This window comes from Salinivibrio proteolyticus, from assembly GCF_027286365.1.
Taxonomy (GTDB): domain Bacteria; phylum Pseudomonadota; class Gammaproteobacteria; order Enterobacterales; family Vibrionaceae; genus Salinivibrio; species Salinivibrio proteolyticus.
In genome coordinates this window covers 2,845,001-2,864,739 of record NZ_CP114584.1, presented here as the reverse complement: position 1 = coordinate 2,864,739, position 19,739 = coordinate 2,845,001, and the positions used below count along the sequence as shown (strand labels likewise).

Below are 19,739 nucleotides of genomic sequence, written 5' to 3'. Positions count from 1 at the left end.
TAGGATGTGGGATTACGACAAAAATGAAAATTATCTCAATATCACATCGTGTTTTTGCTAGTATGCCCAGCTTTTCGTAATCTAATGATGGAACTTGATGGTAAAAAAAGCCATCAATGGACACTCGGTGACTCAATTTGGTTTGGAAGGGATGATGCGTAAGGCAGGACGCCAGCATGGCATGTTCACTGTGTCACCGCAGCAGGTGGCACGACTTGCGACGTGGCTAAACATTTTACTGTTCCTCGTTCTGGCATGGTTGGCTGGGCGAATGGTGTGGGCGTTTTATGCGCCTGCACCCGCACCTGTATTGTCCGTAGCAAGCCAGTCGGCGTCGTCCTCTCGCGCTGCGACGGACCCTTTTTCGTTGGCACCTATCGTTAATGCCCAATTGTTTGGGCGTTACCAAGCGGCCGTCCAACCCACGCAACATGCGGTGACCAATGTCCCCGAAACCCGGCTACGCCTAACTTTGGTTGGCGTGGTGGCCAGTAACGATCCGAAGCGTGCATTGGCCGTGATCGCGAACGGCGGCCGTCAAGTGACTTACGGTGTGGGTGAGCAGGTGAAAGGGACCCAAGTCAGTGTCGATCAAGTCTTATCCGATCGGGTGATATTACGCCAAGGGTCAAGACGCGAAGCGCTCCTTATGCCAGGGGTCGATGCAGATAGTACACCGCAGACCGTTTTTTCCTCCCCTACTGATGCGTCGACGCCCCCAAAGTCGATGGCGACCAAGCGGCAGACCAGCCCTGACTGGCCTGCCGACTTAGCGCAGCAGCTTAGCCAGAACCCGCAACGCTTATTTGACTTTGTGCAGCTGTCACAAGTGCGCGAAGGCGATCAAATAAAGGGCTTTCGCCTCACACCGGGACGTAATCCAATCTTTTTTGAGCAATCCGGCTTACAGGCAGGGGATATTGCTGTCGCTATCAATGGCCTGACGTTAAGTCAGTCCGCAGCACTGCCTGATATTCTGGGACGCATTCAACAACAGGGATCGCTTGACTTGGTTATCGAGCGACAAGGACAACAACATGACATCTCGATTCAACTTTAATCCACAGCATTCGCCGTCAGCGGCCGTAGGAGTGTGACGTGAAGGGAAAACAACGACTGATCCCCTATCTGATGGCCGCGAGCCTTCTCTTTTCTGGTATCCCAGCCGGCGCCGCTGAGTTTAGTGCCTCTTTTAAGGGCACAGATATTCAGGAATTTATTGAGATCGTTGGCCGTAATCTCGAAAAAACCATCATTGTTGATCCCTCGGTTCGTGGCACCATCAATGTCCGTAGTTACGATACCCTGACCGATGAACAGTACTATCAGTTTTTCTTAAACGTACTCGAAGTGTATGGCTTTGCCGTGGTCGAGATGGAAAATGGTGTCGTTAAAGTGGTCCGCGACAAAGATGCCAAAACCTCACCGGTACCTGTGGTCGGTGAAGACGATAGTGTGGTGGGGGATGAAGTTGTCACTCGCGTAGTCGCGGTAAAAAATGTGTCGGTACGTGAGCTATCCCCTTTGTTGCGCCAGCTGATTAACAATGCGGGAGCGGGTAACGTAGTCCACTACGATCCGGCTAATGTGATCATGATTACTGGGCGTGCAGCGGTCGTGAATCGCTTGACCGATATTATCCGTCGTGTGGACCAAGCCGGCGATAAAGAGGTGGAAGTAGTGCGTTTAGATCACGCGTCTGCCGCAGAAATGGTACGGATTGTTGAAGCGTTAAACGAGCGAGACAACGCCAATAATGCCCCCGATCTCCTTAAACCACGCTTTGTCGCTGATGAGCGCTTAAACGCCGTTTTGGTCTCAGGTGAACCTAAAGTACGCGAACGGGTGAAAAAGCTGATCAGACAGCTTGATCAGGAAATGGCGACCACAGGTAACAGCCGAGTCATTTACCTGCGCTATGCCAAAGCGGAAGATGTGGTAGATGTTCTCCAAGGTGTATCAGATAACTTACTGAAAGAAAAAGAAGAGAAGAGTAAACCGGGTGCCCAAAAGCAAGCGGTACAAATTTCTTCGCACCAAGGCACCAACTCGTTGGTGATCACTGCGCCGCCCGATATCCTCAAAACCTTGGAAAGTGTGATCTCTCAGCTGGATATTCGTCGTGCGCAAGTACTGATTGAAGCACTAATCGTAGAGATGTCAGAGTCCGATGGCGCCAATTTAGGTGTGCAGTGGGGCTCGCTTGAAAATGGTGGCATTCAATTTAGTAACACAGGGGTTGGGATCACCAATTACCTGACTGGCCAAAAGGCAACCGAAGACAAGACCCGTACAGAGGTGCGCTATAAGAGTGATGGAACGCCATACAATGTGCCAATCACAGAATCTGGTGACTACAGCGCTCTTTCGGATGTACTAGGTGGCGTCAATGGTCTTGCCGCCGGGGTCATTATGGGGGATTGGACCGCGTTGGTGACTGCGGTGGCCTCGAATAACGAATCCAATATCCTTTCTTCACCCAACCTGATGGTGCTGGATAATCAAGAAGCGTCGTTTATTGTCGGTGAGGAAGTCCCCGTTATTACCGGTTCACGGACCGGTTCGAATAACGATAACCCGTTCCAAACCGTCGAGCGTAAAGATGTGGGCATCAAGCTAAAAGTTACCCCACAAATCAATGAAGGTTCTGCGGTTCTCTTGGATATTGAGCAAGAGGTGTCAAATGTCTTGGGGGCCAGTGGCGCCGTGGATGTGCGCTTTGGTAAACGCCAATTAAACACGTCAGTGATGGTGGGCGATCAGCAAATGATTGTGCTCAGCGGTTTGATTGATGAGCGTACTGTAGAAAGTGAGTCCAAAGTGCCATTATTGGGAGATATTCCGGTGCTGGGTCATCTGTTCAAATCCACTTCTACGGGGACAGAAAAGAAAAACCTGATGCTGTTTATCAAGCCCACCATTATTCGTACCGGCTTAACCGCAGATGGTGTGACACAGCGTAAATATAATTACATCCGTGCCGAACAACTGCTGCGTGCACAAGATGGGGTCAAATTGATGCCAGATGCGCAAAAACCTGTGTTGCCTGATTATAAGAGTGATGCGGTGATGCCGGCCGAAGTGCGTGCATTACAAGCGGAGCTGGCAGGATGACGGATCGAACGGTCGCACTCGCGAACGAGCCAGAGAGTAAATGGCAGTTACCGTTTGGTTTTGCGCGTCGTCATGGGGTGCTAATTCAGCCCGATGCCTCGCAGGCTCGGTTATTGTGTTTACCGTCGGTGGCTCCTGAGACCTTGGTTGAAGTGCAACGGTTATGGGGTGCGTGCTTAGTGCCTGAAACCGTGGATGAGGCCTATTTTGAGCAGCAATTGACGGTACTCTATCAGCGAGACAGTGCGGATGCGCAGCAGCTGATGGCTGACATTGGCGCCGATGCAGACAGTGATGATTTCTTCTCATTGGCCGAAGAGTTGCCGCAGAGCGAGGATTTGCTTGAGTCTGAGGACGACGCCCCTATCATCAAGTTGATTAATGCCATGCTGGGTGAAGCGATCAAGGAAAGTGCCTCGGATATCCATATCGAAACCTTTGAGCATGCATTGTCGATCCGTTTTCGTGTCGATGGGGTGTTGCGCGAAGTCTTATCGCCGAGCCGCAAGTTAGCCCCCTTGCTGGTATCACGTGTCAAAGTGATGGCCAAACTCGATATTGCCGAAAAGCGTGTGCCACAAGATGGGCGCATCTCGGTCCGCATCGGCGGTCGCGCCGTCGATGTGCGGGTATCGACTATGCCGTCCTCTCACGGTGAGCGTGTGGTGATGCGTTTGCTCGATAAAAACGCGGTACAACTCGACTTGGCTCAGTTGGGGATGGTGCCTGAATTGCACGAGAACTTCCGTCATCTTATTCATAAACCGCATGGGATCTTACTGGTCACGGGTCCAACGGGGTCGGGGAAATCGACCACGCTGTATGCGGGCTTACAAACCATTAACAGTGAAGATCGCAATATTCTTACGGTAGAAGATCCGATCGAATTTGATCTTCCCGGTATCGGGCAGACCCAAGTTAATCCTAAGGTCGATATGACCTTTGCGCGAGGGTTGCGTGCCATGCTGCGTCAAGATCCTGACGTGGTTATGGTGGGGGAAATCCGCGACTTAGAAACCGCTCAAATCGCCGTGCAAGCGTCTCTCACTGGTCACTTGGTGATGTCGACTTTACACACCAACACCGCCATTGGGGCGGTAACACGTTTGCGCGATATGGGCATCGAGCCCTTTTTGCTTTCCTCCTCCTTGCTTGGCGTGCTAGCACAGCGCTTGGTTCGCACCCTTTGCAGCGATTGCCGTATCCCTTATCAAGCCGATGCCAGCCAGCAGCAATTGTTTGTGGATGTGGGGTTGGCTCAGCCTGGCGATAACGTCACCTTGTATAAAGCGGGGGGCTGTTCGCGTTGTCACCACAAAGGTTACAAGGGCCGAACGGGGATTCATGAACTGCTGACGGTCGACGAGAAGGTGCAAGCACTGATTCATCACGATGCGGGTGAGCATGCGATTGAACAAGCGGTGCGCGCACAGAGTCCGAGTATCCGCTACGACGGACTGGCCAAAGTGCTACAAGGAAAAACCACGCTTGAAGAAGTGATGCGAGTCACCAAGGAGACCTGATGGCGGCGTTTGATTACCAAGCTTTAGATACGCGAGGGCGTAAACGCAAAGGTGTGATTGAAGCGGATACGCCTCGACAGGCGCGCCAGCAGCTCCGTGACAAAGGGCTGACGCCATTGGTGGTCAATACAACCACTCGCAAGCGTAGCCAGCAAAAGACCGAGACGTCGCGGCCTTTGTTTTCATCACGCAATCGCGGTATTAGCACCCAAGAGCTGTCGTTGATCACGCGTCAATTGGCGACCTTGATTGAGGCTGCGATGCCACTGGAAGAGTGTTTACGGGCGGTGGCGGAGCAAGCGGAGAAGCCGCGTATTGGCAGTATGATAACCAGTGTGCGCGCGCGGGTGATGGAAGGCTATACCCTTGCTGATGCGCTCGCCGATTATCCGCAAGTGTTTGATGAACTGTACCGTGCCATGATTGCGGCGGGCGAAAAAGCCGGTCATTTGGGCACGGTGCTGGAGCGATTGGCGGACTATGTGGAAAATCGTCAGCGCATTCAATCAACCCTACTACAAGCGATGCTGTATCCCGCCATTTTGACGTTTTTCTCTGTGGTGATTGTCGCCTTTTTGTTGGCGACCGTGGTGCCTGACATCGTTGGCCAGTTTGTTCAAACCGGCCAATCCTTACCCGCATCGACACAGTTTCTCCTCAACGCCAGTGATTTTATTACTCAATGGGGAATTTGGGTCGTGGGTGCCCTTGTCTTACTCAGTGTGGGAATACGCACATTGCTGAAGGACAAGCAACGGCGATTGGCGTGGGACAAACAAAAGTTGTCGTTACCGGTCTTGGGCCGTGTTGCACGAGGCCTCAACACATCGCGCTTTGCACGCACTCTTGCGATTTGTACTGCCAGTGCAATTCCGCTTTTGGATGGTATGAAGGTCGCCGCACAGGTGATTACTAACCAGTATGTGCGTACCCGAGTGCTCGAGGCCGCGGATAAGGTGCGAGAAGGTGCCAGCTTGCGAGTGGCACTGGATCAATCTGGGCTTTTTCCGCCAATGATGTTGCATATGATTGCCAGCGGTGAACGCAGTGGGGAACTTGAACCCATGCTCACACGGGCGGCGGACAACCAAGATAAAGATTTTGAGGCGCAGGTGAACGTGGCATTAGGTGTGTTTGGGCCGCTGATGATTGTGCTCATGGCAGGTCTGGTGCTCTTTATTGTCGTCGCCACTTTGATGCCAATTATTGCCATGAACAACATGGTGGGGTTGTGATTTTATGATAATAAACAAGGAGAACAGGATGCGTCGTCAACAAGGTTTTACGCTTCTCGAGGTGATGGTCGTGGTGGTCATCATTGGTTTGCTAGCCAGCTTTGTCGCCCCGAACTTATTGGGCAACAAAGATAAAGCAGCAGTGAAAAAGGCGATCGCAGATGTCAGCGCGCTCGAAAATGCGCTGGATATGTACAAACTGGACAATAACCAGTACCCCACCACCGACCAAGGACTTGATGCACTTGTGACCAAGCCACAAAGTGAACCCGTGCCACGTAACTATCCGGCACAAGGTTATATCAAGCGTTTGCCTAAAGACCCTTGGAACAATGACTATCGCTATGTGAGCCCAGGTGAGCATGGTGTGATTGATGTGTTCTCGCTAGGCGCGGATGGGCAAGAAGGCGGTGAAGGGATCAATCAAGATATTGGTAACTGGAACCTGAACGAGCTGCAATAACATGCGTCAGGCGGCGGGCTTCACGTTACTCGAAATCCTGTTGGTGGTAGTGATTATTGCCGTCAGCGCCTCAGGCGTGGTGATGGTGTGGCCCGAGCCTGTTGACACCCGGACCGAGCAAGCCGGCCAAGCTTTGTATCAGCGCATTAAGTTATGGGCAGAGCAAAGTTGGCTGGAAGGGCAGACTTACGGGGTGCGGATCAACAACCATGATTATCAATTGCTGAAGTTAGGCGAAGAAAACTGGCAAACGGTGAGCAGTGATCGTTGGGCAACCCAAGGGACCTTGCCTGAACAAAGCCGCTTTGCGTTAAGTATGGATGGCTTTGGTTGGCAGCAGCAAGACCGGTTATTTGAAGACAAACCGCTGTTCGAAAACATGTTTGAAGAAGACGGTGAAACCGCTGTAGCGCCTCCTCAGATTTGGCTATTACCGAATGGCGAAATCACTCCCTTTACGCTCACCATCGAAACCGACGGTCGTGCCATGTGGCAATTAAAGGCCAATGAACTGGCGCAATTTCGCTGGCAGCGGGCCGAGGAGGATGGATGATGCCTAAGACCCAACATGGGATGACGTTACTGGAAGTGCTAGTTGCAGTGGCCATTTTTGCGGTTGCCGCGCTCAGTGTGATGAAAGCCACTGGGCAGCATACCCGCTCACTAAGTCGCCTGGAGCAAAAAACCTTGGCGGCGATGGTGGCTGACAATCAGTTGGCTGAGGTAGTGCTGAGCGGCAAGGTGCCGGACAAAGCCACCCAAGGCACCACGGAGATGGCCGGGCAGCGCTGGCAGTGGCAGTTGACGCCGATTGCGACTAACACGGGACCACTGCGAGCGGTGGATCTCGCCGTTGCAGCAGCAGAATCGACAGACAATCCACTGGTAACCGTGAGGACCTATGTCGCCACGCGCTGAAAAGGGGTTTACCTTACTGGAAGTGTTGCTGGCGCTGGTGGTCTTCGCCAGCATTAGCCTGACTGCGTATCAAGTGCTACAGACGGTGCAGCGCAGTGACGAGCAATCGCGCCAAGTGGGAGAAAGGTTGCAACAATTACAGCGTGCACTGGTGATCATGGACAGTGATTTTCGCCAAATGGCCGCGCGACGCCAGCGTATGGATGGCCAAGCCCCCAGTGAGCAATTACTAACCGCAGGCAAAGAGGTGCTGGGCGGGGATGCTATGGGCGTGCGCTTTACCCGTACCGGTTGGATTAATCCCCAGTATCGTTTTCCGCGTAGCGAAGTGGTGGCGGTGGGTTATCGCCAGCGAGATGGCAAGTTGGAGCGGTTACGTTGGCGCTATCCGGATCAGGCTGCTGGTGAACAACCGGCGGTGATGATATTGCTGGACGATATTGATGATCTCACCTTCCGCTTTAACGTGAAGGGGACTTGGCAGAGCAGTTTTGATACCCCTCACGCATTGCCCGATGCCATTCAACTGCGTTTTACCCATCCTCGCTATGGTCAGTTAGTACGGACGTACTTATTGGCCGGACAAACGCTGCCTGCAGCGCTACAGCGGGAGGCAGAATGAGTCGTCAACGCGGTACAGCGTTATTGGTCGTGATGTTGATTATGGCGTTGATGACAGCGATAGCTGGTAGCATGGCATCGCGGTTATTTACTAATTACAACCGCGCGGAAAATCAGCTTCATTTTCAGCAAGCCTATTGGTACGGCATGGCCGTCGAAGGGCTTGCCGCAGCGGTGCTGCGAGACAGTTTATCTGGCAGTGACACGGTGAATTTAAGTCAAAGTTGGGCCGAGAAAGAGCGCAGCTTTCCGCTAGAAGGTGGCACAGTAAGTGGTCACTTACGAGATGCACAAGCCTGCTTTAATTTGAATAGCTTGCAGCTGCGTGGCGCGACCCTAGGCAGTGCGGTGCCCTATGAAGTGACGGTACTCAGAGCCTTGGTCGGCAGTGGGGTCGATGATGAGTACCAAGCGGATGTGATTGCCCAATCTACGCGAGACTTTGTGGATGAAAACAATCAACTGGATCAGTCGCTCGGGGCCGAAGATGCCCACTATGAGAGTTTACGTCCTCCCTATGTGACGGCGGATGCCGTGCTAGCCGACCGTAGCGAGTGGCGTGCGGTCAAAGGAGTCAATGCACAGGTCTTTCAGCGTTTATCCGCTCAGGTTTGTGCGATTCCCAGTGCGGAGCTGAAAATCAATGTCAATACACTGACGGATAAGCAGGCGCCTTTGCTGGCGGCGCTGTTTACCCCTGCGCTGTCGATAGAACAAGCCAAACAGGTGATCGCACAGCGCCCTGATGCTGGGTGGAAAAATGTCGACGCCTTTATGGCGGTGTTAAACCTGAGTGAGTTTGATGACAAAGCCCGTGAGCAGGTGATCCCGCATCTCACGGTGACCAGCGAGTTTTTTTTATTACAGGCCGATGTGACCGTGGCGTCTGCCCAACGTCACATTCAGGCGTTATTGCACTATCAAGACGATGGCACCACAACCGTGGTGCGTCGTCGCTTTGGAGGAATGCGTGAGCGAGCGACTGATAATAAGGATCAGTGATGCCAGCCAGCCGATCTTTTGGGCCCAGGTGCGTGTGAGTGACAATCAGGTCACCGCGACCGGTGAATGCGAGCATCTGTCAGCCTTGACGGAGCAAGCACAAACGCGGCGTGTGGTGATCTTAGTGGATAGCACTTGGGTGACCCTCAGGTCGGTGACCTTGCCGCCCGGCTCTCGGCGTCAGCGCGATAAAGTGGTGCCTTACTTACTTGAAGAGGCATTGGCCGATGATGTGGACAGGGTACACGTCAGTATTTTGAGTGTCTCGGGCAGTCTTGCCCACGTGGCGGTGGTAGCACACGACAAAATGCAAGCCTGGCAGCAAGCGCTGGCGGATGCAGATATCCATGCGCGGCAATGGCTACCCGATGTGCTGTGTTTACCGTGGCAAACAAACCATTTGACGGTTGCGCCACTGGGTGAGCAATGGCTGTGTCGGCATCATGACAGTCAAGGTGTGGTGGGGTCGCGTGACTGGCTTCGTTTCTGGGCGCACGCGTGGCGAGCTCAACAACAAAAGGCGCTGGAACAGGATCCGGTGGATGCGGATGACGAGGACAAGGCCCCGTCACTCACCTTACATGGATATTGTCCGTCCCATCTTGACCTTGATTGGCCAGTCAGTGGACTGGATGAGGCGGAGGCTAAGTGGCATCCCTGTGACACTGTGATAGGGCTGTTGGCGACACAAAGTCATGCTCTGTCTGCGAACTTGCTAACTGGGCCTTATCGGCCACAAAGCCAGACTAAGCAAACGCTCAAGCCTTTATTACCTGCCGCCTGTTTAGTGTTAGCCATTAGCGCCTTATTGGGCGTTGAGCAATGGCTGACAATTCGTGATACCCAACAGCAGGCTAAAGCGCTACGTGCACAGAGCGAGTCTGTCTTTCGCCAGACGTTGCCACAGTATCAGCGCATCCCGACGCAATCGTACATGGTTCGCCAGATGGATGCGGAAATTGCGCGTCTTGAAGGACAGCAACACAATGCTGCGCTTTTGCCTTGGTTAGCGAAATTAGCGCCGATGCTAGAAAAAACGCCCGGTATTCACCTGCAAGCGTTACGTTATCAAGCAGCACGTGAAGTCTTAGTGATCCGAGCCTCCGGCAGCGATTTTGCACAGTTTGAGCGACTACGCGGCCTGCTGAGCGAACACTATACGACCGAGCTTGGGCAGCTCAACCGTAATGGTGACAGCGTAAGTGGTGAGTTTACCTTGAGGAGCGAATCATGATGAGTCAGTTAAAAGCACGCTGGCAATCGCTCAGTGAACGTGAGCAGCGTTTATTGGTGGTGGCTGCACTGGTGATGCTACTCAGTGTCTTGTACTGGGGGATCATTGCGCCGATTCAAGCCGAGGCGAACAATGCGCGAGAAGCGCTTGCTAGTGAGCGACGTTTGCTGAGTGATGTACAGCAAAAGCATCAGCAAATTGTTCAGTTGCGCGCACAGTCAGGTGCAAGCAGTCGCGCACCAACCAGCAGTAATCAGCCATTAAACCAAGTGGTAGCGGCCAGCGCAGGGGAGTTTAGTGTCACTATTACTCGCTTGCAGCCCGGTGAGGCGAGTGTCCAATTGGGTGTCGAGCCTTTGCCATTTAACCAACTTTTGCGTTGGCTCGACCAACTCGCTCGCTTACATGGCATTCAGGTCGTGCGTCTTGATACGGAAATGACAGATAACGCTGGGGTTGTGAAGGTTAATCGCCTGCAATTAGAACGATAGTCATGAAGAAAAAAATAGTCTTGGGTTTAGCTTGTACGCTGGTTTTTGTACTCAGCGTCGTGATTCACGCACCCGCATCGCTATTGCGTCTGGCCCCCTTGCCGCCTGAACTTAAGGTGGGCGCGATTGAGGGGACAGTGTGGAAAGGACGCATTGCGCAAATACGCTGGCAAGATTACACCGTCGGTCCACTTCGTTGGGATCTTCAAGTACACCGTTTATTTACTGCGGCAACGTTAGAAGCGGATATTCGTCTTCGCAGCTCAGATGGGGTGAAAGGGAAAGCAACCGTGAGCTTTGATGGTCATGCAGTTTCTTTATCCCGTGCGCTGGTGTCAGCACCGGCCCAGTTGCTTGCCAGTTCTGTGGCACTCCCTGCCAATGTGGCGATTGAAGGCCATGTGGATCTGGTATTACGCGATCTGGCCTTTACCGAGGCGGGCTGTCAGCGACTCGATGGTCAGCTGCAGTGGCAACAAGCCGCATTACGTTTGCCAATGGGGCGTTTAGCGGACATCCCAGCCAGTGCCACACTCCGTTGTGAGCAGCAAGGTATTCTCGCCGAAGGCCAAGGTGCGTCTTCCTCGCTGAGTAATAAGTTTTCATTGTCAATCACACCGTCGGGGCGATACTCTGTTTCAGGATGGCTCAAGCCGGAAGCCGCGTTCCCACCGCCAATGAAAGAGCCACTAGCTTGGCTGGGTGCGCCGGATCAACAAGGGCGCTATCGCTTTTCTTTTCGAGGCTAATCAAGCCTGTTAGGCTTATCAGTAAAGGGTGCAAATAGGATATGACGCAGCGAAAACCTCCCCAGATCCTGTCTAAGCAAGTGGTTGCTGCTTCTCGTTTATTTAAGGTGGAATCGCTCGACCTCCAGTTTAGTAACGGCGTAAATCGTACCTATGAACGCATGAAGCCTTCGGGCCGTAATGCGGTCATGATGGTGCCGCTGACCGAACAGGGGGATTTGTTGCTGGTGCGAGAATATGCAGCTGGCACGGAGCGATATGAGCTAGGCTTTCCAAAAGGCTTAATTGATAAAGGGGAAGTGCCAGAGCAGGCAGCGGTGCGTGAACTGAAAGAAGAAATAGGCTTGGGCGCCCGCGAGCTTATTCCACTCAAAGAGGTCGTACTGGCTCCGTCGTACTTTTCCAGTCGTATGACACTGATGTTGGCACGTGATTTGTATCCTGAAACCTTGGAAGGGGATGAACCCGAACCACTTGAGGTGATCCGTTGGCCATTAGCTCAAGCGGAGGAGTTGCTGACCCACGGCGATTTCTGTGAAGCGCGCAGTATCACCGCACTAATGATGGCGCTGAAGTACTTACAATCTGAGAGGTGAGGCATGCCATTGCCTGAGTTGTTGCCCGATGTGATTGAAATTACCCGTGCAGCGGGACAAGTGATTCTCGATATTTACCAAGACGGTGATTTCGAGGAAATGACCAAAAGCGATGAAACACCCGTCACCAGCGCGGATCTTGCCGCACATAAAATGATCAGCGAGAAACTGACGGCATTAACCCCGGATATTCCGGTGTTATCGGAAGAAGATTGTGGTGTGCCGCTTAGTGATCGCCAGCAATGGCAACGTTACTGGTTGATTGACCCACTGGATGGTACCCAAGAGTTTATTGCGGGGAGTGGCGACTTTGCCACTATTATTGCGCTGGTGGAAAATAATCATCCGGTGATGGGAGTGGTCTATGCCCCGGTCTCGGGTGTGACTTATTATGCGTGCCAAGAAAAAGGGGCGTGGAAAATTACCCCCGATGGCGAAATGCATCGCATCTCGACAATGAAGCGAGAAGAGGCCATTACCTCGCTCTCTATTGCCATTAGCCGTCGTCAAGATATTCATGCCGTGACAGAAAAACTCGCCCCTGAGATCAACTATGATTTGGTGCCACTAGGGTCCGCAGCATTGAAAGCGTGTTTGGTCGCTGAGGGCGCGGTAGATTGCTATTTGCGTCTAGGTCCGACAGGGGAGTGGGATACGGCAGCCACCCAATGCATTGTCGAACAAGCTGGGGGGCGGATTTTAAGTACCGAGTTGGACCCCTTGTCATATAACGAGCGTGACTCGTTGCAAAACCCCAACTTTATTGTACTGGGTGATGAATCGCTCGCTTGGTCTTCGATATTGCGTGCATCGTAACAGTCGCGCGAAACGGCACCCGAGGGTGCCGTTTTTTGGTAAGAGACAGCGATTGGTACCGCTTAGAACAAGCGATTTAAGCCGTTGAGTGCAGCAACGCGGTACGCTTCGGCCATGGTCGGGTAGTTAAAGGTCGTGTTGACGAAATAGTCGATGGTATTACCGGCGCCTTTTTGCTCAAAAATCGCTTGGCCGATGTGAATGATTTCCGAGGCGCGTTCACCAAAGCAGTGGATCCCCAAAATCTCACGGGTATCGCGATGAAAGAGGATCTTTAAACTGCCAACATCCATCCCGGCAATTTGGGCGCGAGCGAGATGTTTAAATTGCGAACGCCCGACTTCATACGGGACTTTCTCTGCCGTGAGCTCTTGCTCCGTTTTCCCCACAGAACTGATTTCTGGGATGGTATAAATGCCGGTGGGAATATGTTCAATGAGGCGTGCATTGGCATTGCCTTGGCTAATTGCTTCTGCGACGACCCGTCCCTGATCATAGGCCGCGCTGGCCAAACTTGGATAGCCAATCACATCCCCAACCGCATAAATATGGTCAACCTCGGTCGAGTAATTGTCGTCGACGCTCAGCTGGCCGCGAGAGTCGGGCGTCAGTCCCACCGCACCAAGATTCAACTTATCTGTGTTACCGGTGCGACCGTTGGCATAGAGCAGGCAGTCGGCTTTCATTTTTTTACCTGAGGCAAGATGGACAATGACCCCGTCATCTGTGCCCTCAATGCGCTCATAGGTTTCATCATTGCGGATCAGGACCCCGCTATTCCAGAAATGGTATGACAGGGCATCGGAAATTTCGTTATCCAAGAATGACAACAAGCGATCACGGGTATTGATTAAGTCGACTTTGACGCCAAGCCCGCGAAAAATAGATGCATATTCGCTGCCAATGACACCTGCGCCATAAATAATCACGTGGCGCGGGTCATGCTTGAGTGACAGAATTGAATCACTGTCGTAAATACGTGCGTGGCTAAAATCGACATCGGCTGGTTGATAAGGGCGTGAGCCGGTCGCAATCACAAAATGATCGGCAGTGTAATGCTCTTTGCTGCCGTCAGGGTGGCGAACGGCTAAAGTATGTGCGTCAACAAATTCCGCCATTCCATGGAGCAGCGTGCACTGATTGCGATCGTAAAAACCCTGACGAAGGCGCGTTTGTTTGCCGATCACGGAATCGGCATGGCTCAGGATTTGAGAGAAGGTGCTGTGAATACTTTTGGTGTTCTGGGTGTAGATCGGGCTTTGATTAAATTCAATAATCCGGCTAACGGTGTGACGCAGTGCTTTGGAAGGAATGGTGCCCCAGTGGGTACAGCCACCACCGACAGTGCTTTCGCGTTCTATCACGGCCACGCGCTTGCCCGCCTTGGTTAGCCCCATTGCCGCGCCTTCGCCGCCTGGGCCACTCCCTATTACGATCGCATCAAAATGATCAACAGGGCGAGGATTCGACTTGCTCATAGGATTCAAACCTTATTTTCATTATTGCAACATCCATTTATGACCAGTTTAACGCTTATTGGCAGTAAGGTTAACTTTCCTGCATGATCTGGACGTTCGCGTGGAAAACGCAAGGCGCTGTTCAAGAGGGTGTTTGGCTGATTTAGGACGTAAAAATGCGTATAGTGTCGCCATGATGACGGCAGGTTGAGTGTGATGGGTATTCGAGCAGAACAAAAAGAAAAGACGCGTCGCTCATTGATTGATGCGGCCTTTAGCCAATTGAGTGCGGAGCGAAGCTTCTCGAGCTTGAGTTTGCGAGAAGTCGCACGTGAAGCAGGCATTGCGCCAACCTCATTTTATCGCCACTTTAAAGACATGGATGAGTTGGGATTAACCATGGTCGATGAGGGGGGGCTCCTGCTTCGTCAGCTGATGCGTCAAGCCCGTCAGCGTATTGCCGCAGAAGGTAGTGTGGTGCGTACCTCGGTTGAAACCTTTATGGAATTTGTTGAAAGCAGCCCCAACGTTTTTCGCTTGCTGCTTCGCGAACGTTCAGGGACCTCAGCGGCGTTCCGTGCGGCTGTAGCACGAGAAATTCAGCACTTTGTCGCAGAATTGACCGAGTATTTGCAGTCTCGCACGCAGCTCACCTATGAAGAAGCGTACAATCAGGCTGAAGCCTGCGTGATCTTGGTATTCAACTCCGGCGCGGAAGCGTTAGATCTTGATACACATTCACGGGCAGAATTGGCCGAGCGAATGGTGATACAATTGCGCATGATAGCCAAGGGAGCTTACTGGTATCGTAAAGATCGTGAGCGGCGGGCATTACAGAAAAAGCTGTCATAACAGGTGAAAACATGGAACATGAGCAAGTTAAATCTGAGCGTAAATTCTTAGTACTGTCATTGATCACAGGTATCTGTGGCAGTGCCACTCTCGCCACGCTTTTTGTCGGTGGCGTGGCGTTTTCTATTTTCCCCATTCTAGCGTTTGTGCTGGCGGTACATGCTTGTTACCAATTGCATGAACGCCAACCCCTCACTGAAGGCACACCGCTGATCGCGTTTGCGTGTTTCTTAGTGGGTGCGTTTGGGTACTCTGCGTTTATGCGTATGCAAATGCCAGAATTGGGCGGTAACTTCTTCTCGATTTTGGTTGCTATGGTATTGGCGTTTTGGGTGGGTCATAAGCTGGGCTTTTTCAGCCGCAAAGCCAAAAACGATACAGCCTCTGACGTATGAGCCCTGCGCGGCGAATCGCACACTAAAACGAGTGAATAAAAAAGGCGTCGAGAGACGCCTTTTTACGTTGTAACGAACTCACTTCCTGTAATTATTTACGCTCCAACCACACACCCGCTTCGGTATGGTGGGTGAACGGGAATTGATCGAACAGTGCACAGCGACTAATGCGGTGTGTTTGGCTGAGGCGTTCTAGGTTCTCGACCAAAGTCTCAGGGTTACAGGAGATATATAAAATCCGATCGTAACCTTGCACCATTTTGCAGGTTTCATCATCCATGCCCGCACGAGGGGGATCGACAAAGATGGTATTGCACTGATAGTCACTCAGCGTTACCCCTTGGTCTTTTAAGCGGCGGAATTCGCGCTCGCCATTGATCGCTTGAGTGAACTCTTCGGCAGACATGCGAATAATTTGCACATTGTCGATGTTGTTGGCGGCAATATTGTATTGCGCCGATTGTACCGAAGGTTTCGCCAGCTCGGTGGCGAGGACGCGGCGAAAGTTTTTCGCTAGTGCCAGTGAGAAGTTGCCATTCCCACAATACAGCTCCAGCAAATCACCTTGGCTATCGCGGGTGCAATCAATGGCCCATTTTAGCATTTTCTCCGCCACGGGCCCGTTTGGTTGGGTAAAACTGTTTTCAATTTGCTGGTAGATCAATGTCTGACCATCAGCATTGAGTTTTTCCAAAACGTAGTCGCGGTCTAGCACTTTCTTTTGCTTGCGCGCACGGCCAATCAGGTTGAGGTTAAAGCCCTCATCGTTCAAACGTTGTTTAAGCGCTTGCGCGGCCTCGTCCCACTCTTCGTCTAGCTGGCGGTGATACAGCAACGACACCAAGATCTCACCGCTTAAAGTGGAGAGAAAATCAACTTGGAAGAGCTTACGTCGCAACGCGTTGTTAGGCTTGATGGCATCCATCAATAGCGGCATGAGGTCATTGATCAAACGGCTTGCGGCAGGAAAGGTATCGACCCGATATTTCTGCTTGGTCGCAGGATCAAACATGATGTAATACAAGTCGTCGCCTTCATGCCATACTCGAAACTCTGCGCGCATCCGATAGTGGGTTTCCGGTGAGCGAAAGATCTCTAGCTCAGGCGCATGAAACGGCGCGAGTTGGGTAGTGAGTCGTTGGACTTTCTCAGCAAGCTGTGTGTCGTAGTCAACGGCGGTGTGAGCCTTGGTCATGATGGCTGCCTCAGCGATTGGAAAATGAGCGCAGATTTTAGACAAATCCCCAGCCATGTCCACCCTTGCTCACGATTCTCCTTTATTCAATAGGGTTATCAATGGACAATATCCATCTAGACGGCTACTATCCGTGAGCGGGTACGCGATCAGCAAGTATAAGCCTGTTGGTCACTGGAATGCGGTGAGAATCCGCAACTGACGCGCAGCGGTGTAAGAGAACGACCCTAACTCGGCGCTAGGCCAGACACTGTCGCCAATACTGTTTAACAGTATGCGATGGGAAGTCGTTAGCAGTAGGCGGCGAAAGCCACGCTCTTAAGTCCGAACACAGCCCGCCCCGCAGCATAACGCTGCATATTCTCGCGATAGAAAGGAATAACCAATGAACAAACAGATTGTGGCGAGCCTAGTGGCGGCGTCATTACTCCCTGTGAGCGCGTGGGCAGAGCAAAACACCGAAACGGTGGTGGTGACTGCTAGTCGGTTTGAGCAGTCAGATGCTTCAGTGTTGCAATCGGCAACTATCTTAACGCGTCAAGACATTGCGCGCTTGCAGGCGCGAAGCCTTGTCGATGTATTGCGTACGGTGCCGAGCATCGAGATTGCTCAAAGCGGAGGCCGTGGACAAATTGCCTCTATTTTTATGCGCGGCACGGAATCAGACCACTCATTGGTCTTGATTGATGGGGTGCGTATGGCCTCGTCTATCACAGGCTCGGTGGATTTTAATCAGATCCCGGTGAACAGTATCGAGCGGATTGAGATTATTCGCGGCGCACGCGCCACACTTTATGGGTCGAGCGCGATCGGCGGGGTGATCAATATCATCACTAAAACCGATAAAGAGCGAGCCAATGTTTCCGCGACCGTAGGCAGTTTGGATCATCATGCTGTTAGTGGCGCATGGGCAACAAAATTGGGCGATAATGGTCACTTCTCTGGTATCGTTGGGTATGAGTCCAATGATGGATACAATGTTCATCCATCGGCGAGCAACCGGGGAGATCAGCATGGTTTTACCGGCCGCAATGCACAACTTGGATACAGTCATCGCTGGAATCCATCTTGGTCGGCCGATATCACGGGGCGCTGGTACCAGAATGAATACGATTACGATAATTTTGGTAGCTTAAAACATGGCTGGTTAGAAAGCCAAGCACTGGCCAGCACGCTGAATTATCGCTCTGAGGCCTGGAGTGCAACACTCAGCGCAGAAATCTCCCAGCAAGAAAACTATGACTACAGCCCTGGCAGTGACCGTAAAAACAATAAAACTTCAGATGTTGAGCAAATCTCTACCTCGTTGGGACTCCAGTATCAAGCCACGGAGGATTGGCTGCTTGGTGGTGGTGTGGATTATCGACAAGATACCTACAATAAAGGATGGGTAGATATTGATGAAGTTGATATTAACCCGCGCGATAATCTGGGCACTTACTTTTTAACGCAATTTAGCCCGGTAGAGGCACTATCTATTGAAGCAAGCGTGCGCTTGGATGATAACGAACAATACGGGCAGCATACGACTTGGCAGGCAAGCGCGGGTCTAGCGATAGCGGAAGGGTATCAATTGGTCGCCAGCTACGGCACCGCTTTTAAGGCCCCAAGTCTGACTGAACTTTACGGATGGGGCGGTAATGCAACGCTCAAGCCGGAGGAATCATCCAACACCGAGCTTGCTCTTCGTGGCGTGACGGCTGACGTTGATTGGTCACTTACAGGCTATATCAATCGCATTGATAATCTCATTCAGTATGCAGGTAGTTACCCCAACGGTCAGAACCAAAACGTGGGCGAAGCTAAGATCGAAGGCGTTGAGTTTATTGCTAACTTTGATGTCCACGCTTTAAATAACCGCATATCGTTAGAATATAAAGACCCTAAAAATGAGAAAACAGGCGAGCAGCTTGCACGTCGCGCTAAACGGATAGCGAAGTGGGATGCATCCTACCAATGGGAGCGACTGCAGCTCGGTACTCAGTGGCAGTATCAAAGTGAACGTCTGGATTATTCCGGTGGAGAGATGTTGGGAAGCTATAGCCTGTGGACGATTACTGCGTCCTATCAGGCGACCGATAATCTGACCGTAAAAGGTAAAGTCGACAATGTATTTGATAAAGACTACGAAACCGCGGGTGGTTATCCGTCAGCTGAACGCGGCTATTTTATGACGTTAGACTATCAGTACTAGTGCCTGTTTCAAGGCGAAGCTAGCTTTAATCACGCCTTTATCGTTATGATAAGGGCGTTTTTTTATTGAGTGGCTGGATCATGGCGCAACCCCATATTCTGATCTTTGACTCCGGTGTCGGAGGCTTATCTGTCTACCAAGCGATCAAGGCAAGCTTGCCGAGCGCTCAATATACCTATTTGTTCGACAATGCCGCTTTCCCCTATGGCGAATTAGAAGATCAACGCCTAGTGCATCGCGTACTCACTCTGGTCAAAGCAACCTGTGAGCGCCATGCTGTCGATATCATCGTCATTGCGTGTAATACGGCCTCGACACTTGTGCTGCCGACACTGCGCGACGCACTCTCTATACCGGTTGTTGGCGTGGTGCCGGCGATCAAGCCAGCGGCGGCTTTGAGTCAACACAAAGCTATCGGTCTGCTCGCGACCCCAGCCACCGTCAACCGACCTTATACGGCACAACTGATCGCAGATTTCGCCAAAGATTGTCGGATAGTCTCGGTAGGCACAACAGCATTAGTACATATGGCAGAGCGTAAACTGCGTGGGGAGGCGGTGAATCAGCAAGACCTTAGCGCCATACTTGCACCGTTTGATTCGCACATCGATGTCTTGGTGCTAGGCTGTACCCACTTTCCACTCTTACATGATGAAATACAGGCGGCGATGGGTAAACAGGTCCAGTTAGTTGACTCCGGCAACGCCATTGCACGTCGTGTTGCCTCATTAGTTACGCCGCAAGCATCTGTCACCAGCGATAACAGTGATGGCAATCGCGCGTACGCAACGGCGACGCCTATAAAAGCCGCCGCCTTGTCTGATTATATCCGCTCGATTGGGCTAGAGTGCGTTAGCTATGCTCCCGCTTTTTTGGATCGTTCG

At 52.0% G+C, this 19,739-nt stretch carries 21 protein-coding genes and 1 riboswitch (2 of these 22 running past the window's edge); of the genes, 18 read left to right on the top strand and 3 right to left on the bottom strand.

Annotated elements, in window-relative coordinates; genetic code table 11:
• Positions 1-97 precede the first annotated feature (97 nt).
• The 14 genes from gspC (at position 98) to cysQ (ending at position 12,762) form a co-directional block, all read left to right on the top strand.
• Positions 98-1,060, top strand: a complete 963-nt coding sequence (gspC, locus tag N7E60_RS13390) for a type II secretion system protein GspC (protein WP_269598595.1) — start codon at positions 98-100, stop codon at positions 1,058-1,060.
• Between the two features lie 71 nt (positions 1,061-1,131).
• On the top strand, positions 1,132-3,114 hold the full coding sequence (gene gspD, locus N7E60_RS13385) for a type II secretion system secretin GspD (RefSeq protein WP_269598594.1): 1,983 nt from the start codon (positions 1,132-1,134) through the stop codon (positions 3,112-3,114).
• The gene (gene gspE / locus N7E60_RS13380; protein WP_269597730.1) at positions 3,111-4,637 is read left to right on the top strand and encodes a type II secretion system ATPase GspE; all 1,527 of its coding nucleotides are present in this window, start codon (positions 3,111-3,113) and stop codon (positions 4,635-4,637) included. The genes gspD and gspE overlap by 4 nt, the downstream gene beginning before the upstream one ends.
• Positions 4,637-5,872, top strand: coding sequence for a type II secretion system inner membrane protein GspF (gspF, locus tag N7E60_RS13375; protein ID WP_269597729.1), 1,236 nt, complete (start codon positions 4,637-4,639; stop codon positions 5,870-5,872). The genes gspE and gspF overlap by 1 nt, the downstream gene beginning before the upstream one ends.
• 28 nt (positions 5,873-5,900) lie before the next feature.
• Positions 5,901-6,335 (top strand): type II secretion system major pseudopilin GspG, encoded by a 435-nt coding sequence (gene gspG / locus N7E60_RS13370; RefSeq protein WP_162274222.1) that lies wholly within the window; start codon positions 5,901-5,903, stop codon positions 6,333-6,335.
• 1 nt (position 6,336) lies between these two features.
• Complete coding sequence (gene gspH / locus N7E60_RS13365) at positions 6,337-6,888, top strand: type II secretion system minor pseudopilin GspH (RefSeq protein ID WP_069591229.1); 552 nt, start codon at positions 6,337-6,339, stop codon at positions 6,886-6,888.
• Complete coding sequence (gspI, locus tag N7E60_RS13360) at positions 6,888-7,253, top strand: type II secretion system minor pseudopilin GspI (protein ID WP_069591266.1); 366 nt, start codon at positions 6,888-6,890, stop codon at positions 7,251-7,253. The genes gspH and gspI overlap by 1 nt, the downstream gene beginning before the upstream one ends.
• A complete protein-coding gene (gene gspJ, locus N7E60_RS13355) occupies positions 7,237-7,875 on the top strand; it encodes a type II secretion system minor pseudopilin GspJ (RefSeq protein ID WP_269597726.1) in 639 nt (212 codons plus the stop codon). The genes gspI and gspJ overlap by 17 nt, the downstream gene beginning before the upstream one ends.
• Positions 7,872-8,876 carry a type II secretion system minor pseudopilin GspK gene (gene gspK / locus N7E60_RS13350; RefSeq protein ID WP_077455741.1) on the top strand — a complete coding sequence of 335 codons (1,005 nt, stop codon included), beginning with the start codon at positions 7,872-7,874 and terminating at the stop codon, positions 8,874-8,876. Before gspJ ends, gspK begins: the two co-directional genes overlap by 4 nt.
• On the top strand, positions 8,845-10,110 hold the full coding sequence (gene gspL / locus N7E60_RS13345; RefSeq protein ID WP_269597725.1) for a type II secretion system protein GspL: 1,266 nt from the start codon (positions 8,845-8,847) through the stop codon (positions 10,108-10,110). The genes gspK and gspL overlap by 32 nt, the downstream gene beginning before the upstream one ends.
• The gene (locus N7E60_RS13340; RefSeq protein ID WP_269597724.1) at positions 10,107-10,601 is read left to right on the top strand and encodes a type II secretion system protein M; all 495 of its coding nucleotides are present in this window, start codon (positions 10,107-10,109) and stop codon (positions 10,599-10,601) included. Before gspL ends, N7E60_RS13340 begins: the two co-directional genes overlap by 4 nt.
• Positions 10,602-10,603: 2 nt before the next feature.
• Positions 10,604-11,350, top strand: coding sequence for a type II secretion system protein N (locus N7E60_RS13335; protein WP_269597723.1), 747 nt, complete (start codon positions 10,604-10,606; stop codon positions 11,348-11,350).
• A 41-nt stretch (positions 11,351-11,391) separates the two neighbouring features.
• Entirely contained in the window at positions 11,392-11,946 is a 555-nt protein-coding gene (nudE, locus tag N7E60_RS13330) for an ADP compounds hydrolase NudE (protein WP_069591222.1), read from the top strand.
• 3 nt (positions 11,947-11,949) lie between these two features.
• Positions 11,950-12,762: a 3'(2'),5'-bisphosphate nucleotidase CysQ gene (gene cysQ / locus N7E60_RS13325; protein ID WP_077480040.1), complete on the top strand. Its 813-nt coding sequence runs from the start codon at positions 11,950-11,952 to the stop codon at positions 12,760-12,762.
• Positions 12,763-12,824: 62 nt separating this feature from the next.
• On the opposite strand, the gene sthA is transcribed toward cysQ, so the two are convergent.
• Entirely contained in the window at positions 12,825-14,240 is a 1,416-nt protein-coding gene (gene sthA, locus N7E60_RS13320; RefSeq protein ID WP_077640181.1) for a Si-specific NAD(P)(+) transhydrogenase, read from the bottom strand.
• A gap of 195 nt (positions 14,241-14,435) precedes the next feature.
• Between sthA and fabR the strand changes: the two genes are divergently transcribed.
• Together fabR and N7E60_RS13310 are read left to right on the top strand one after the other, a co-directional pair.
• Positions 14,436-15,071, top strand: a complete 636-nt coding sequence (gene fabR / locus N7E60_RS13315; protein WP_069586866.1) for an HTH-type transcriptional repressor FabR — start codon at positions 14,436-14,438, stop codon at positions 15,069-15,071.
• Between the two features lie 11 nt (positions 15,072-15,082).
• Positions 15,083-15,466, top strand: a complete 384-nt coding sequence (locus N7E60_RS13310) for a YijD family membrane protein (protein ID WP_069586865.1) — start codon at positions 15,083-15,085, stop codon at positions 15,464-15,466.
• Between the two features lie 91 nt (positions 15,467-15,557).
• Here N7E60_RS13310 and trmA read toward each other — a convergent pair whose 3' ends face one another.
• Positions 15,558-16,661 (bottom strand): tRNA (uridine(54)-C5)-methyltransferase TrmA, encoded by a 1,104-nt coding sequence (gene trmA / locus N7E60_RS13305; protein WP_269597721.1) that lies wholly within the window; start codon positions 16,659-16,661, stop codon positions 15,558-15,560.
• 122 nt (positions 16,662-16,783) lie between these two features.
• A riboswitch (cobalamin riboswitch) is annotated at positions 16,784-17,015 on the top strand.
• A 31-nt stretch (positions 17,016-17,046) separates the two neighbouring features.
• Here trmA and N7E60_RS13300 point away from each other — a divergent pair.
• Together N7E60_RS13300 and murI are read left to right on the top strand one after the other, a co-directional pair.
• The gene (locus tag N7E60_RS13300; protein ID WP_269597720.1) at positions 17,047-18,855 is read left to right on the top strand and encodes a TonB-dependent receptor domain-containing protein; all 1,809 of its coding nucleotides are present in this window, start codon (positions 17,047-17,049) and stop codon (positions 18,853-18,855) included.
• 80 nt (positions 18,856-18,935) lie between these two features.
• On the top strand, positions 18,936-19,739 hold the 5' portion of the coding sequence (murI, locus tag N7E60_RS13295) for a glutamate racemase (RefSeq protein ID WP_167314921.1). It continues 15 nt past the right edge of the window; only the first 804 of its 819 coding nucleotides appear in the window; its start codon is at positions 18,936-18,938; the stop codon falls past the right edge of the window.
• A protein-coding gene (locus tag N7E60_RS13290) for an RNA recognition motif domain-containing protein (protein WP_269597719.1) crosses the window boundary here: on the bottom strand, positions 19,708-19,739 show its 3' end. It continues 418 nt past the right edge of the window; the window shows 32 of its 450 coding nt (coding positions 419-450); its start codon lies beyond the right edge, outside the window; its stop codon occupies positions 19,708-19,710. The genes murI and N7E60_RS13290 overlap by 47 nt on opposite strands.

Bases quoted from the DNA above. Each gene is read 5' to 3' on its own strand.
- gspD (WP_269598594.1), top strand. From the start codon at position 1,132: ATGGCCGCGAGCCTTCTCTTTTCTGGTATCCCAGCCGGCGCCGCTGAG.
- N7E60_RS13335 (WP_269597723.1), top strand. From the start codon at position 10,604: ATGAAGAAAAAAATAGTCTTGGGTTTAGCTTGTACGCTGGTTTTTGTA.
- gspK (WP_077455741.1), top strand. From the start codon at position 7,872: ATGAGTCGTCAACGCGGTACAGCGTTATTGGTCGTGATGTTGATTATG.
- fabR (WP_069586866.1), top strand. From the start codon at position 14,436: ATGGGTATTCGAGCAGAACAAAAAGAAAAGACGCGTCGCTCATTGATT.
- gspH (WP_069591229.1), top strand. From the start codon at position 6,337: ATGCGTCAGGCGGCGGGCTTCACGTTACTCGAAATCCTGTTGGTGGTA.
- gspJ (WP_269597726.1), top strand. From the start codon at position 7,237: ATGTCGCCACGCGCTGAAAAGGGGTTTACCTTACTGGAAGTGTTGCTG.
- N7E60_RS13310 (WP_069586865.1), top strand. From the start codon at position 15,083: ATGGAACATGAGCAAGTTAAATCTGAGCGTAAATTCTTAGTACTGTCA.
- nudE (WP_069591222.1), top strand. From the start codon at position 11,392: ATGACGCAGCGAAAACCTCCCCAGATCCTGTCTAAGCAAGTGGTTGCT.
- gspG (WP_162274222.1), top strand. From the start codon at position 5,901: ATGCGTCGTCAACAAGGTTTTACGCTTCTCGAGGTGATGGTCGTGGTG.
- gspI (WP_069591266.1), top strand. From the start codon at position 6,888: ATGCCTAAGACCCAACATGGGATGACGTTACTGGAAGTGCTAGTTGCA.
- gspF (WP_269597729.1), top strand. From the start codon at position 4,637: ATGGCGGCGTTTGATTACCAAGCTTTAGATACGCGAGGGCGTAAACGC.
- N7E60_RS13340 (WP_269597724.1), top strand. From the start codon at position 10,107: ATGATGAGTCAGTTAAAAGCACGCTGGCAATCGCTCAGTGAACGTGAG.
- trmA (WP_269597721.1), bottom strand. From the start codon at position 16,661: ATGACCAAGGCTCACACCGCCGTTGACTACGACACACAGCTTGCTGAG.
- cysQ (WP_077480040.1), top strand. From the start codon at position 11,950: ATGCCATTGCCTGAGTTGTTGCCCGATGTGATTGAAATTACCCGTGCA.
- sthA (WP_077640181.1), bottom strand. From the start codon at position 14,240: ATGAGCAAGTCGAATCCTCGCCCTGTTGATCATTTTGATGCGATCGTA.
- gspE (WP_269597730.1), top strand. From the start codon at position 3,111: ATGACGGATCGAACGGTCGCACTCGCGAACGAGCCAGAGAGTAAATGG.
- gspC (WP_269598595.1), top strand. From the start codon at position 98: ATGGTAAAAAAAGCCATCAATGGACACTCGGTGACTCAATTTGGTTTG.
- N7E60_RS13300 (WP_269597720.1), top strand. From the start codon at position 17,047: ATGAACAAACAGATTGTGGCGAGCCTAGTGGCGGCGTCATTACTCCCT.